Below are 14555 nucleotides of genomic sequence, written 5' to 3' on the forward strand. Positions count from 1 at the left end.
CTCCATCGGAAATCAGGTGCCGCCGACGCTGTTTCGGAACAGCGGGTCGTTGGCCATAAGCCTGAGGTTGGGATTCTCGGGGAAGTCGGCCCGCATCTGCTGAATCAGCCTTGAAACGTGAAATGGCCTTCCGTTCTGGATATCTCGGATCGCGCCACGCCAGCGCTCCTTGCCGGTACCGTGGTGGCGAAGATCGGCATCCCGTCCGCCCGACCGCTCCCACAGCCCGTCCTGATCCGGTCCGTTAGGAAAGAGCTCGGCGGCCAGTTCGAGGAGCACGTCCCACTTCTGGAGAACGCTGACGGGCGAGAGTCCGAGGAACCAGCGATCGAAAAGGCCGATTAGGTTGATACAGTGGTTGAGCACCGGCGCGATGTCGTTGTGGCCCGCGCGGTAGATCGAGATCAGGTCGTCAACGATGTCGCGTTGTCCACGCGTTGCAAGGGCGCGTCCGAGCAGATCGGCGTCGAACGTGGAGAGGGGCCGGACCGCGCGTACGGCCGTCGAGACCCACCGACGGAATCGCGCGTGGTCGATCCCCCCGAGTGCCTCAATAACGTAAAGGCCTTCCGCGAGCGTCCTAGCCGGGAAACGCGTGAGGAGCTGGTCGAGCCGGGGATCGCGGACGATTCCCTCAACTAGTTCAGGCTCGATTGTGGTGCTCTGCTGATCGGTGCCCGCGCTCGCGAACCAAGCGTCCTTAGTCGCCGCGAGCAAGCGGTCTCTGATGGCCGCTGGCACCTTGCTCCAAACCTCGCTCCTCCGCGGGTACGCTGTCAGGTCCGCAAGCGGGGATGCAGACAGGAGATGAAGGAGTTCCGCCGGCGGCTTGCCGCCGTCAATCTGCTCGTCGAGTAGCTCGTTAAATGCCTTCCGTGGATCATCAGGTCCACGCCACGCTCCGGCGTCGGTCTTGAGTGCCGTCTCCCAGATGCCTCGGTTCGGGGCGGTCGACATGTCGCGCCCCACCAGGAGCGTCGGGTCCTTCGCCACCGCCTCGCCCGCGATCGCGAGTACCCGCCCGTCGGGAACGCTGGCCACCGCGTCGAGGATCTCTCGGGGCTTTGCGCGGCGCATCGCGAGCCGCATCGCGGTAGCGTCAACACCCGGTTCCACCGCACTCTGGGCGCTCGCCGCGTCCGCGGGCCTCATGCTGGCGCCCGCCGCGATGGCGTGCAGTCGAAAGAATTTCTGCTTCGCTGCAGAAGCCATGATCAGTTTCGAGGTCGCGGCATCCAGTTCCCTCGGGGCAGCAGCCTCGAGCGCTTCCAACCCCTCCCGGTCGCGCGCGACCAGTGCGATGAGCGGCGGGGAAACGCGAGCCTCGGACTTCGCCCAGCGCCAGAACCCAGCGGCAAACTTACCACTCGCTGCAAGGACCGAGCGGTTCAGGCCCCGCGTCACGGCCTCGCGCCAGGGGACGATAGCATCCTCGCTGATCAGCGCGTCAGAGAGGATAGTCACCATGTCGGCATCATCCGAAGGCAGGTAATCGTTCCATTCGAACCATGTCTCAAGCGCATGCCAGACGAGGCTGCTCGTTCCGAAACCCCGGAGCGCTAAGTTGCGAAGCGTAAGAATCTCCGATGGCTGAGCTTCGGGGAGCGCTTCTATGAGACGTTCAACGATGATGCACTTCTCGGCCCCACCACACGTTGGATCTGGCGAAAGCCGCTCGATCAACCGGGCGGCCGAGACGAGCCGCGCAACGTTGTCGGGTGTCGCAGATAGCATGGCGTGCGCCTGCTCAAGCAAATGGAGCTCTTTGAAGTCGTCGAGATTTGCGCCGACCCTGTTGCCGAACCCCAGCAACTCAGCACCGTCGGTCGAGCCGTCGATCATTCCCGCCGCCTGGGAGCGCTCGCTGCCACTTCGGCCGACTATCCGCTGCTGCTGTTGCCACCGCCCTAGGAGGGAGGCGGGCGTGCAGACGATCGTTGGTTCCGGCTTTTCTACCACGTCCTTTGGGCCAAAGCTCAGTCGGAAGTAGAGCCTTCGCCGCAGGGCCGGCCATAGGCGTCCCCACAATCCGACCATGAGATTCTCAAACCCGTCCGATCCGATTCGCACCACAGGTCCGGAACCGCGGCCAACAAGCGCCCGAGCCGTATCCACGAGATCGAATGTCGCGGGCGGCATTCCCGGCACCGGATTCACCTCAAGCGGCTCGACGGCCCCCTGCCCCCCGTCGAACGACGTGATGAGGTGCGCGAGCAGCGGGCGAAGGTCGTCCATGGCGGCAATCTCGTCTAGATCGCAGATCAGCGCGTGAGTGACCACCATGCCTGACCGGCCAGCAGACGGATCACTGAACGTCCTCGAAACAATGTACCGATTGCGTACGGCGAAGCCCGACGTGACAGGCGACCAGTCTGCACCTTGCGGCTCCGTGTCCGGCAAGTCGAGGCGCTGCGCCAGCTCGCCCGCAAGCTCGCGGTCGCCGCTCGCACATATGAGTGCGTGCCCATGCTTGATGGTGCCGTACATCGCCTGATCGACGCGCATCTTCCAATCCTCGTGCGTTCAGACGCTGGCATCGAGCAAGCGGTAAATGGGCAAGCTAAGGTCGCCACTCTTCGTACCGTTCGCCTCGACGACGTAGCCAAAGTGCTCGGGCCCCTTGATGGCGTATTCCATGTCGCTGGTCGTGGGGCTGAGCGGGCGTTCGAGCGCGGAGAGCCCCATGATTGACGACTTTCGCCAGTTCGATCGTATGAACGCCGAAACGAGCGGAAGTCGCGCCTCTAGGGCCCCCGATGGCGTCTGTGCGATCTCCGCCTCGTCCCAGCACGTGAGGAGCACGCCGAGATTTGGGAGGCGGTTCGATCTACACGTGGACCGATAGGAGAAGATGAGTATTTGGAGCAGTTCTACTAACCTGGCTTGATCGGAGGGATGCACCCTCCCGTTGTCAACCGAGACGCCTTTCAAACTAGCCAACGGCTTGGTGAACATGTCGTCGCCAACGTGTGTCTGCTGAAGCCGAATCAGCAGCAGCCACGCGTCGGCTTCGTCGACGCGCTTTTGCCACGCATTGGGTAGTCGCCGATCATCGATTACGGACTTGATCTGCTCGCCGCCATATTCGGGCCAAACCAAATCGGCCTCGCGACCGTCGGCATCGACCACCGGCCAAACGCTATCGACGTTAACGGACCGTGCGGTGTGGCCCGCTGCGCGTCCTTCGTCAAGACTCTCGAGCGCGGCTTCGAACGCCTCAAGGTTGGTGGCCGCGCCGTTCATACGCAAGGCCCCCGGGATGCGCATTAGGCGACGCAGCAGCTGAGCCCCATAGTGAGTCTTGCCCACGCCACTCTCGCCGACGAGGAGGATCGAGTTGGACGTCTGGCTCACAGCTGTCTGTTCCCGTAGATGAATAGGGGGTCGTCGGACGTTAATGCCAGCGGCGGCAACCCGACCCCAGGCCGTCTGACGCCGATCGCCCAATGAAAGAGCTCGACTAGGCCGGCGCCCTTGTTCAGCAGCGGATCCTCGTCGGGTGCCCCAACTACGCTGACTGAGTGTTCGGCCGCGTCGGGCATCGCGTCTATGACGGCGCTGCGAACTGCCTCCTCCATCTCTGGACGAATGTCGACATCGGACTTGGTCCAAACGAGAGCGACCGGCCGGCTGCCGCGTTCGGCGCCTAGGCGCTTCGCGATGCGCTGCAACGAGCCGCGCGCTGCGCCCATCGATTCACCGACGAGCGCCTCACGGTCAGCCACGATCATGAAGGCGTCGGCGTTGTCTGACACCCAGCGCGCGCCAGCTCCCTCTTCAGAATCCGTGTTAATGGCCCATCGCTGGAACCATTCACCGGGCGCGTCGGTGAAAAGATAGTCAACCGACCGTCCACCCTTTTCGCCGCGAAAGGATAGATGCAGGAGCCCAGGAGCCCTTCCGCCCCGGCTGGTGGTGTGAGCGGGAAAGCGTGGCGGCTGCCCCGGTGCCCACCGCATCGAACCCGCAACCGCCTCCCACCCGGATAGCGTAAAGGATCCGGCGAACAATTGGTCTTCAATACCGACTAAGCCGCGCCCCAGCAGGAGGTACCATGCCGCGAGCAGGGTCGTTTTGCCAGCGTTCTGCGGCCCCACGACGCCGATGACGATAGGCTTGGCGCGTCCCGACACGAAACCTAGATCCGCGAGGCCGAACGCGCTGCCAGACCACGGCATCAGCATCTCGCCAGAACGATTCTCGTCAATAGCAGCCGTCACTTTGGCACCATGCCAGCGTGGGCACTTCGACAGGTTTGTGTGGCCGAGGTCGCAGCCAGTATCGGGTACATAGCACGCCACATGCGAGCACTTCTCCATAGGTCAGCCCTTCTTCGGAGAGCGGCGCTTGGCAGCCGAGGCGTCCTTCGTCGCCTTCGAGGCCTGAAGCTCCCGGAAGAGCCATCCTGCCCATGCGACATCGCTGACTTCAGAACTAGCCGGCACGCCTGTGAGTCGCTGGAAGTCGTCTGCCTTCCGTGCCTCGGTATAGGCAGGGTGGCCGATCAAGGCGAGAAGTGGGCCGCGCCCCTCCGGCGGCGCCGCTAGCTTGGCGGCGGCGCCGCGGAGCAAAGCGAGATCGCTGTGGCCCTGAGCCTCAGCAACGAGGTCGCGCACAAGCCGCTTGCCGGGAGCATCCGTACCCTGCAGGCGCGCGACCGTCTCGCTTAGGAACGCCGAAACGCTCGCCGGTGAGAACAGCGGCACCGTCTCGAACAGGTCAAACGCCATGAGGGCAGCGGCGACCGAGGGCTGGAGTTCACGGTAGCTCTTGCCGACGGAGGGCGAATATAACGCTTCGCGCCACCACAGAAGATTGGTTCGCCGCTGGAGCCCGGCGGTGGCGGCACTGACCGACTTTAAGGTGTCGTCAACATAACCGGAAACCGCTGTCGCCAACTTGCTGAACGGCTCGGTTAAGTCCGGCTGGCTGACTTCGATCTCGGCCATAGCAGCGTTAATTGCGGCGGCAATCGCCGCTCCGGACCGTGTTCCAAATTCGTAGACCCAATGCTGGGGCGAATTTTGCGACCAATGTGGATTGCCATTTGTCGCGACATTATTTTGCTGAGGCTGGTGATACGTCGGGCCAGCAGCCGCTAGCATACTAGCCTGTAGGTCGCTCGTGGACGCCTCGCCGACCGTGACTTCTGATGTATTAAGGATCGGGATCTCGTACTTCAGCGGCTGGACCGATATGGTCTCGGGCGTCGCCCACTCCTCCTCCGCGCGGACGTCGACGCGGCGCTCGACGTGCTTGACAATGCCGATCCAAACGTCGCGCTCATTGTCAACGGGCAGGAGTGGAAGCGCGTTGCGCGCCGAAGCGACGAAGCATACGCCAATCCGGTCGTCTTCCTCCGCAGCATCAACTAGCGCGTCGAGCAAAATAGCGCGGATCACCGCGATCGGTGTCGCCGCGAAAGTGTTGCGGTAGGTTGCCCACTGGTTCTGAAGCGCCGCCAACGCCTCCTGGACTACGGGATCGTCCTCCGGCGCGTCGGGATCGAACGCGATGAGCGAATAGCTTAGCGCTTTAGAGGGGTTCTTTTTCAGCGCGCCCGCGAGATCCTTTGCCGCCTGTGAGAGCTTCTCTAGCTTGGTATCGTCCCCGCCGACGTCGATCAGCCCCTTGTTCAGGAACCCTTGAAGTGTGCCATTACTCACTCATCCCCCCTGTACCAATCCCACTTTGTTCTATCTAACGAAGCGAACAAACCATGACGAAGAAGACCTTTCGCTTCTAAACGGAAAAAAATCGACTCGCGCGAGGCCGCTTATACTAGATTAGTGTCAAAAATTATACGGCTATACGTAGGCCCGTAGCTTCTGCCGCATTTTGAGACGTCAAGCAACTACCTGCCGTCATGCCCATTACGTTCTGTTCCAGATCGTCCGCAATGGCGGTCGTTCCAGACGTCTAAAGCCGCGTACTGAATGATAGGAAACTCCGGCCATTCCGCGCACGAAAGGACTCCTTTCAGAAAGTCCACTAAACCATTCTCCGGCAGGTCGACAATCTAAAGTGAACGGTATGGCCGATTCCTCTCGACCGCCTCTTAGCTCAACAGCTAAGTTGAAACCGTAAAACTGATAAACATTTGTACACGGCATTCTACGACGGAATACTTCCACCGTCCCAATGAACGTTAGATTACCCTGAAACTGCCATAGTCCGAATAAGAACGGGAGGATCGAATTAGAGCCTCCCGTTCTTATTGCAAGGTCTACCGCCAAGCGGTTCAGCTAATCAGCGATAGCCCCGGACCGTCACCCTGACGTACTTATGAAATCTATACGTCGTGGTCATTGGCGATCGCTAGCGGTAGCCCCGAAGGACGATTCACTCATCATCAACAGACCACCTAAACCGACGCATCTAAAGGAATTGGTGTCGATTGACATGGGGCGATTCAACCACCCTTCCTAACAAGATCGCCCAGACTGCGGTCTGAAGCTACGTTCTCCAGCCATGATCAACACCAACATGTACGGGAGCCGCCAAGCTTTCCGGAAACAGCCTTTGAATGTAGGTCTGTGTTGATCCAAGCATCTACCATGTCCGCCCACTCCTGCAGCATGTGACGCCGCTGCTCGGCGTACTCGGCCTTGTTATAGATCGAGCGCGAGGACCGTCCGTCTTCATGCGCCAAGCACTTCTCGATCCAATCCCGATTGAAGCCCGATTCGTGCAGCAGCGTTGATCCCGTGCGGCGCAAATCATGAACGGTAAACGGCTCCAGTGGTAAGCCCGCAACTTTGGCCCTCTCGACCACAAGCTGCGTGACACGGTTCAGGGTCGCCTTGGACATGCAACTGTCAGCGTTGTAGCGCGACGGCAGGACAAACTTGGAACCGGCTGCACAGGTATGCAACGCCACGAAAATGTCGAGCGCCTGGCGTGAGAGACAAACCACGTGCGGCCTCCTCCCCTTCATTCGCTGCTTTGGAATCATCCAGGTTGCCTTCTCGAAATCGACCTCATCCCAAGTCGCCTCGATCAGTTCACTCTTTCGCACCAACGTCAGCAAGATCATGCGCAACGCTAGCCGGATCGTCGGATAGGTAGCCACGAACTCCAATTGCTTGGACATCAGGTGGATTTCCTGCGGAGACAAGGCACGATCCTTCGGCACGAAAGTCGCAATGGAAGCCGCATCTACGCTATCAGCAGGGTTTGCCACGTTCTCCCCATGCAGATTCGCGTAACCATATATCTGCTTCACAAGGTCCCGAATTTGAACGGCGGTGGCTGGTGCGCCTCGCGCTCTCACACGCAAGCACAGAGCGCGTAGATCCTCCCCATGGATTTCGCCAAGAAGGCGTTTGTTAAACGCCGGCAAGATGTCGCGATCCAGCACGCTCTTTCGCATCGAACGGGTCGACTCGGCCATGGTGGCCCCATAAAGCCAACGGTCGGCATGATCGCTGAAGGTCTGTGTTTCCGGCCCACGCCCCTTCTCTCGCTGCTGTAGTGCTGGTGAGGTACCCTCGCCCAGCAGCCGCCTGGCACGTCGCAGCTTTTCTCGGACTTCGGCTAGTGAAATGCCTCCGAAGCCGTAACGGCCTATGGTCAACGTCTCTCGTCGGCCATTGATTCGGTAGTCGTATCGGAAGGTAATAGTGCCTTTCGGCGAAACGATGACGTATATGCCGTCGCGATCGGCGACCTTGTAAAGGATCGCGCGGGGTTTCAAGTTCCGCAGGGCAAAGTCTGTCAGCACGGGATTAGTCTCCTGATTGAAACGGCCGATTGCCGTCGCCTATCACGAGACCTACATACCCTTGCGAGCCCGCATAAATCCTGATGTCTAAGAGAAAGAACTACCGTCGCTGACGGTAGTTCTTCCGAGGCTACGCCAACCCCAGCCCAAAGAGCTTGCGCACCCCGTCAAATTTACCGTCAGCTTCGCTGCCTGGAAGCTCTTGAAGGTAAATAGCCCACACGAAATACCCTTTAAGATCAACAGCCTAGAAGAATCACATTCTTATTGACGATCTTTTGAGAGACTTTCTAGACTGTTGATTTATAAGGGAAAACTGCTTCCCCTCACTCCCACTCAATCGTCGCCGGCGGCTTGCTCGACACGTCATAAACCACGCGGTTAATCCCGCGCACTTCATTAATAATCCGCGAAGAAACGCGAGCCAGCAGCGGGTGCGGCAGCGGCGCCCAATCAGCGGTCATGAAGTCAAACGTCTGGACCGCACGCAGCGCCACAACGTACTCATACGTCCGGCCATCGCCCATCACGCCCACCGACTTCACCGGCAGGAACACGGCAAACGCTTGCGACGTCAGCTCGTACCAAGTCAGGCCGCTAGCCTCATCCTTGGTGTTCCGCAGTTCTTCAATAAAGATCGCATCCGCACGGCGCAGCAGCTCAGCATATTCATGCTTCACTTCGCCCAGAATGCGCACGCCCAGACCCGGACCCGGGAACGGATGGCGGTACACCATTTGCGGCGGCAACCCCAACGCAACGCCCAGTTCGCGGACTTCGTCCTTGAACAGTTCGCGCAGCGGTTCCAGCAGTTGCAGGTTCAGCGTGTCCGGCAGGCCGCCCACGTTGTGGTGCGACTTGATGGAGGTGGCCTTGCCCGTCTTGGCGCCAGCGGATTCGATGACGTCGGGGTAGATCGTGCCCTGGGCCAGCCACTTGGCGCTTTGCTGCTTGCCGGCTTGTTCCTGGAACACTTCGACGAATTCGCGGCCGATGATCTTGCGCTTGGCTTCGGGGTCGGCAACGCCAGACAGCTTGCCCATGAATTGGGCGGTGGCGTCGACGTGAATGATCTTCACGCCCATGTTTTCGGCGAAGGTCTGCATGACCTGCTTGCCTTCGTCCAGGCGCAACAGGCCGTGGTCGACGAACACGCAGGTGAGCTGGTCGCCGATGGCCTTGTGGATCAGGGCGGCGGCTACCGAGGAATCCACGCCGCCGGACAGGCCCAGGATGACTTCGTCGGTGCCGACTTGCTCGCGGATGCGGGCGACGGCTTCGGCGACGTAGTCGGGCATATTCCAGTCGCCCTGGCATTCGCAGATTTCGTTCACAAAGCGGGCCAGCATGGCCTTGCCTTGGACGGTGTGCGTGACTTCGGGGTGGAACTGAACGGCGTAGAAGCGGCGGTCTTCGTCGGCCATGCCGGCGATGGGGCACGACGGCGTGGACGCCATCAGCTTGAAGCCCGGGGGCAGCTCGGTGACCTTGTCGCCGTGGCTCATCCAGACCTTCAGCATGCCGTGACCTTCGGGCGTGGTGAAGTCGTCCAGGCCTTCCAGCAGCTTGGTGTGGCCGTGGGCGCGGACTTCGGCGTAGCCGAATTCGCGGTGGTCGGAAAAGCTGACCACGCCGCCCAGTTGCTGCGCCATGGATTGCATGCCGTAGCAGATGCCCAGCACCGGCACGCCGAGTTCGAAGACGGCGTGCGGCACGCGCATCGAGCCTTCTTCGTAGGCCGAGGCGTGGCTGCCGGACAGGATGATGCCCTTCAAGCCTTGCGCCATCTGGTCGCGCACGAAGGCGTCGTCGACGTCGCCGGGGTGCACTTCGGAATAGACGCCGGCTTCGCGGACGCGGCGGGCAATCAGTTGGGTGACTTGCGAACCGTAATCAAGAATGAGGATGCGCTGGTGCATTGAGCTCTACCGATTAAATAAAACCGCACCGGCAGAACCGCTATTGTTAATGCGATTCTGCCGGTGCGTGATGCATGACATTGTAGTTGACTGTACGGATCAGTCGGCGCGGTAGTTAGGCGCTTCCTTGGTGATCTGCACGTCGTGTACGTGGGACTCGCGCACGCCGGCGGAGGTGATCTCCACGAATTCGGCTTTGGTGCGCATGTCGTCAATGGTGGCGGCGCCGCAGTAACCCATCGAGGCGCGGATGCCGCCGACCAGTTGGTAAATGATGGCCAGCACGCTGCCCTTGTAGGGGACGCGGCCTTCGATGCCTTCGGGGACCAGCTTGTCGGCGTTGTTGGACGGGTCCTGGAAGTAGCGGTCGGCCGAGCCGTCCGTCATGGCGCCCAGGCTGCCCATGCCGCGGTACGACTTGTACGAACGGCCTTGGAACAACACGACTTCGCCCGGGGCTTCTTCCGTGCCGGCGAACATGCCGCCCATCATGCACGAGAACGCGCCGGCGGCCAGCGCCTTGGCGACGTCGCCCGAGTAGCGGATGCCGCCGTCGGCGATGAGCGGAACGCCCGTGCCTTCCAGCGCCTTGGCCACTTCGGAAATGGCATGGATTTGCGGCACGCCCACACCGGCGACGATACGCGTGGTGCAGATGGAGCCGGGGCCGATACCGACCTTGACGCCGTCAGCACCGTACTCGACCAGCGCGCGCGCGGCGGCGGCGGTGGCGATGTTGCCGCCAATGACTTCAACCTTGGGGTAGTTCTGCTTGACCCAGCGCACGCCTTCCAGCACGCCCTTGGAGTGGCCGTGCGCGGTGTCGACGATCAGAACGTCAACGCCAGCGGCAACCAGCTTTTCCACGCGCTCTTCAGTGCCTGCACCCACGCCAACCGCTGCGCCAACGCGCAACTGGCCTTGGCCGTCTTTGCTGGCCATCGGGTGTTCGGTGTTCTTGACGATGTCTTTGACGGTGGCCAGGCCACGCAGCTCAAAGCCGTCGTTCACGATCAGCACGCGTTCCAGACGGTGCTTGTGCATCAGGGCCTGAGCTTCGTCCAGCGTGGCGCCTTCCTTCATGGTGACCAGGCGTTCCTGCGGCGTCATGATGTTGCGCAGGGGCTGATCCAGGTTTTCTTCGAAACGCAGATCGCGGTTGGTCACGATGCCGACCAGCTTGCGGCCTTCAACGACCGGCAGGCCCGAAATGCCATGCTGGCGCTGCAACGCAATGGCGTCGCGCACTTTCATTTGGGGGGTGACGGTGACCGGATCGATCACGATGCCGAATTCGTGGCGCTTCACGCGAGCCACTTCACGGGCTTGCTGATCAGCAGTCAAATTCTTGTGGATGATCCCGATGCCGCCCTCTTGCGCCATGGCGATGGCCAGACGCGATTCGGTGACGGTGTCCATCGCGGCGGACACAAGCGGGATATTCAGGCTGATATTGCGGGTCAGGCGGGTGGCCAGGGAGGTGTCGCGCGGCAACACCTCGGAATACGCAGGCACCAACAACACATCGTCGAAGGTGAGCGCTTTTTGAACGAGACGCATGGGTAACTCCGGGCGCAAAGCAAGATTATACGCCGCCCGCATGTTTTGCCTAGGTGTTGACCCTAGGTTTGTACGGAATTTTTGCGACGGCGGCGCCGCTGAACCGGCACCAGAACGCCGGTAATCCGACCCCGTTTTATAGCCTTGTTGTCGACATTCAACAAGGCCATATTTTTACCCGGATTATATTGACGATAATTTTTACCCGGATCATAATCCGCAGCGTGATTGATTTGAGATCAAACGAATCGGAACCGGACATCATGACGACCCACCCTACCCCGCGCTACACCGCTTTTGACGGCCACCGCATTCTGGCCGCCGGCCCCCTCGCCGACGTGGCGCTGGCGGTGAAGCGTGCAATGCACACGAGCAGCAGCAGCAGCAGCAGCAGCAGCAGCAATCCCCTGGTGTTCAACGACAGCACCGGCCAGCAGACCGACCTGGATTTGCGCGGTGACGATGCCGACATCATTGCGCGCCACACGCCCTCTGCGGCCGGCAGCCCGCCCTCGATGGAAGCAGACGTCGCCGAGACGCCCAACGCGCAGCCGCGCGGACGCGGCCGTCCCAAGCTGGGCGTGGTGCCGCGCGAAGTGACGCTGCTGCCGCGTCACTGGGACTGGCTGGGCGCGCAACCCGGTGGCGCATCCGTTGCGCTGCGCAAGCTGGTGGAGCAAGCACGCCGCGACAACGAAGCGCAAGACCAGCAGCGTCAACGGCAAGAGGCCGCGTGTCGCTTCATGTCGAGCATAGCGGGCGACCTGCCCGGCTTCGAAGAGGCCACGCGGGCGCTGTATGCGGGCGACGAAAGCCGCTTTGTTCAGTGCGTGGAAGCGTGGCCGCAAGATGTGCGCGGCTATGCGATGAGCCTGGCCTGGCCGGCGCAAGCTGCGGCCTGATCGCAGCGAAATCCGGATCGGCAACACGGCAAGGTTTCGGTACGATGCTGACTTCAGCCGTACCCACCTAACCCTTCAGCCGTATCCACCTCAACCGGATTGCTGGCATGCCACAACTCGTATTGCTGTTGTTGGGAGTTCCCTATCTGCGCAAGCGTTGGCGTGCCTTGGCGGGCGCCGGCGTGATCTTTCTCTTGGCGGGCATCTTCCTCTTGGTCGATGCGCTGGACAACGCCCTGTACTTTCCGCTGAACGCGTTCGCCGTGCTCTTCATCATCGAAGGGCTGGCCACCTTGTTGATTGCGTCCAGCGGCGTGGGCGGGCAGCGCGTGCTGCGCTACGCCAAGGGGATGTTCGTGTTGCTGGCAGGCGGTTTGATTCTGGCTGGCCACCATCATGGGCACTTCGTGCTGTCGATGATCTTTGGCTTGCTGTTCCTGATCGACGGCGTGCTGCAATGCCTGGCCGCGTATGTCGTGCGCTACAGCCGCTGGCGCTATGCGTTTGCCGGCGGCATGGGCGAAATTCTGCTGGCCATCTTTTTCTTTCAGCCCTACCCCACGAACTATGTCGGCACGGTGCCCTACTGCCTGGGCCTGTTCCTGTGCATTGCGGCGATCAAGCTGCTGTGGCTGGCGCGGCGGGTGCGGCATCTGGCGTCCAATCCGGCTTTTGCGGAAAACGATTCGTCCGACTTCATGCCCGCATCGCCTGCGGCACCGGCCCCGGTGTGGGATGGGCCGCCCAGTGATTCCGAACGCGCGTTGACCGTGCATGTGTGGACGCCGTCGGGTTCGGCCAAGGCGCAAACGCGCAACTACCCGGTGGTGGACCGCTACATTGCCGCGGTGGACGTGAACGGCGTTATCTCTACCGGCCACGCGGCGCTGGAGTCACCCGAAGGCATCTACATCAGCCTGTACCCGAAGGACGAAATCGACCGCTCGCCTGACGAGTTCGGCAACCTGCTGCGCGCCACGGCTGAAAACGATATCCCCGGCGTGTACCAGCCGGATTACGCCACCGAATCCCAAGCCTGGTGCCCGTCCACCACGCGCGTGCGCATTCGCAATTACGACGCCGAAAAGCTTGCCGCGTTCTGGAACGTCTATCGGCAGACCTGCATCTACAACCTGACGCACCGCAATTGCTCAAGCTCGGTCGCCCGCGCCTTGGACGCCGCGTTGGACGGCGTGGTCGGGCGGCTGCACGGCAGCCAGGCCGGTTGGCGCGTGCTGATTCGCTTGTTGTTGACGCCGGAATTGTGGGTGGCGTCGCAGATCCGCAAGCGCGCGGTGACGATGGCGTGGACGCCCGGGCTGACGCTGGACTACGCCCGCGCGATGAGCATGCTGGCCGATCCGCGCCCGTTTGGCTGGTGGAAGATGTCGCAAGTGGCGCTGCGCCGCATCGCTGAACTGCGCGCCAATTGGCGCCAGCAGGACCGCGACGCGCCACTGCGCCGTCCGCCGGCCTGATCATTTTTGCCTCCCTTGTCTCTTCTGCCTTGCCTGCTTCCCGCGCCCCCTGTCTGCGCTGCCTGCCCTGCCTGCCTCGCCCGCAAGCATTAGCCTCACCTTATCTATCTATCAAGAAATCGAATTTTTTCCTTATGGGTCTGAATCAGAATGCCTTCAGCCCGCGATCACTGAAACGCGCGAGGCACCCATAACAATTCGAGGATGACGATGGATTCGGTGTATCTGGTCGTGGTGGTTGGGGCGGTGGCCGCTGGATTTGTGCAAGGCTTGTCGGGCTTTGGATTCGGGCTGGTCGCCATGTCGTTCTGGGCCTGGGCGCTGGAGCCGCGGCTGGCGGCGACCCTAGCGGTGTTCGGCGCGCTGGTCGGCCAGGTGCTCGCCGCAGTCACGGTACGGCGCGGCTTCAATCTCAAGCAATTGGCGCCCTTCGTGCTGGGCGGGCTGGCGGGCATTCCGCTGGGTGTGGCCGTGCTGCCCCACCTGGATATGGACTGGTTCAAGGCAATGCTGGGCGGCTTTTTGATTCTGTGGTGCCCCGCCATGCTGTTGGCTCGCAACATCCCCAAGATCACGGCGGGCGGACGCGCGGCCGACGGCGCGGTGGGTTTCTCGGGCGGCGTGCTGGCGGGCATCGGCGGGTTTTCGGGGACGTTGCCCACGCTGTGGTGCACGCTGCGAGGCTATGAAAAAGACAAGCAGCGCGCCATCATCCAGAATTTCAACCTGTCGATGCTGGCCGTGACGATGGGCACGTACCTTGCTACGGGCATCGTCACCCGCGACATGCTTCCGCTGTTCGCCATCGTGGCGCCCGCAATGCTCGTGCCCACGCTGCTTGGCGCCAAGCTCTATATCGGTATCAGCGAGGCCCGCTTTCGGCAGATTGTGCTGGGCTTGTTGACGCTTTCCGGGGTAGCGCTGCTGGCGGCGTCCTTGCCGCGGCTGATCGAACGGCTGGCCTGAATTCCCC

At 61.6% G+C, this 14555-nt stretch carries 9 protein-coding genes and 1 pseudogene; 3 read left to right on the forward strand and 7 right to left on the reverse strand.

The window, feature by feature from the left end; all coding sequences use genetic code 11:
- Positions 1-12: 12 nt before the first annotated feature.
- The 7 genes and pseudogenes from AC1DB0_RS02100 to guaB all read right to left on the reverse strand — a co-directional run bounded on the left by AC1DB0_RS02100 (position 13) and on the right by guaB (position 11202).
- Positions 13-2505: a GAP1-N1 domain-containing protein gene (locus AC1DB0_RS02100; RefSeq protein WP_476756694.1), complete on the reverse strand. Its 2493-nt coding sequence runs from the start codon at positions 2503-2505 to the stop codon at positions 13-15.
- 18 nt (positions 2506-2523) lie between these two features.
- Positions 2524-3354, reverse strand: coding sequence for a TRAFAC clade GTPase domain-containing protein (locus tag AC1DB0_RS02105; protein WP_476756693.1), 831 nt, complete (start codon positions 3352-3354; stop codon positions 2524-2526).
- Positions 3351-4220, reverse strand: coding sequence for a TRAFAC clade GTPase domain-containing protein (locus AC1DB0_RS02110; RefSeq protein WP_476756692.1), 870 nt, complete (start codon positions 4218-4220; stop codon positions 3351-3353). The genes AC1DB0_RS02105 and AC1DB0_RS02110 overlap by 4 nt, the downstream gene beginning before the upstream one ends.
- A gap of 102 nt (positions 4221-4322) precedes the next feature.
- On the reverse strand, positions 4323-5666 hold the full coding sequence (locus tag AC1DB0_RS02115) for a GTPase-associated system all-helical protein GASH (RefSeq protein ID WP_476756691.1): 1344 nt from the start codon (positions 5664-5666) through the stop codon (positions 4323-4325).
- Between the two features lie 790 nt (positions 5667-6456).
- A pseudogene (locus tag AC1DB0_RS02120) lies at positions 6457-7723 on the reverse strand (tyrosine-type recombinase/integrase).
- A 326-nt stretch (positions 7724-8049) separates the two neighbouring features.
- A complete protein-coding gene (gene guaA, locus AC1DB0_RS02125) occupies positions 8050-9642 on the reverse strand; it encodes a glutamine-hydrolyzing GMP synthase (protein WP_046805861.1) in 1593 nt (530 codons plus the stop codon).
- A 99-nt stretch (positions 9643-9741) separates the two neighbouring features.
- Positions 9742-11202 carry an IMP dehydrogenase gene (gene guaB / locus AC1DB0_RS02130; protein WP_054425503.1) on the reverse strand — a complete coding sequence of 487 codons (1461 nt, stop codon included), beginning with the start codon at positions 11200-11202 and terminating at the stop codon, positions 9742-9744.
- A 263-nt stretch (positions 11203-11465) separates the two neighbouring features.
- On the opposite strand from guaB, the gene AC1DB0_RS02135 reads away from it, so the two are divergent.
- The 3 genes from AC1DB0_RS02135 to AC1DB0_RS02145 all read left to right on the forward strand — a co-directional run bounded on the left by AC1DB0_RS02135 (position 11466) and on the right by AC1DB0_RS02145 (position 14548).
- Complete coding sequence (locus tag AC1DB0_RS02135; RefSeq protein WP_476756690.1) at positions 11466-12104, forward strand: DUF2239 family protein; 639 nt, start codon at positions 11466-11468, stop codon at positions 12102-12104.
- 107 nt (positions 12105-12211) lie between these two features.
- On the forward strand, positions 12212-13582 hold the full coding sequence (locus AC1DB0_RS02140; RefSeq protein ID WP_054425499.1) for an HdeD family acid-resistance protein: 1371 nt from the start codon (positions 12212-12214) through the stop codon (positions 13580-13582).
- Between the two features lie 210 nt (positions 13583-13792).
- Complete coding sequence (locus AC1DB0_RS02145; protein ID WP_175169172.1) at positions 13793-14548, forward strand: sulfite exporter TauE/SafE family protein; 756 nt, start codon at positions 13793-13795, stop codon at positions 14546-14548.
- The last annotated feature ends 7 nt before the right edge of the window (positions 14549-14555 follow it).

The organism is Achromobacter sp. 10T422, assembly GCF_056394065.1.

Excerpts from the sequence above, each read along its gene's own strand:
- AC1DB0_RS02100 (WP_476756694.1), bottom strand. The coding sequence starts at position 2,505 with ATGCGCGTCGATCAGGCGATGTACGGCACCATCAAGCATGGGCACGCA.
- guaA (WP_046805861.1), bottom strand. The coding sequence starts at position 9,642 with ATGCACCAGCGCATCCTCATTCTTGATTACGGTTCGCAAGTCACCCAA.
- guaB (WP_054425503.1), bottom strand. The coding sequence starts at position 11,202 with ATGCGTCTCGTTCAAAAAGCGCTCACCTTCGACGATGTGTTGTTGGTG.
- AC1DB0_RS02135 (WP_476756690.1), top strand. The coding sequence starts at position 11,466 with ATGACGACCCACCCTACCCCGCGCTACACCGCTTTTGACGGCCACCGC.
- AC1DB0_RS02140 (WP_054425499.1), top strand. The coding sequence starts at position 12,212 with ATGCCACAACTCGTATTGCTGTTGTTGGGAGTTCCCTATCTGCGCAAG.
- AC1DB0_RS02145 (WP_175169172.1), top strand. The coding sequence starts at position 13,793 with ATGGATTCGGTGTATCTGGTCGTGGTGGTTGGGGCGGTGGCCGCTGGA.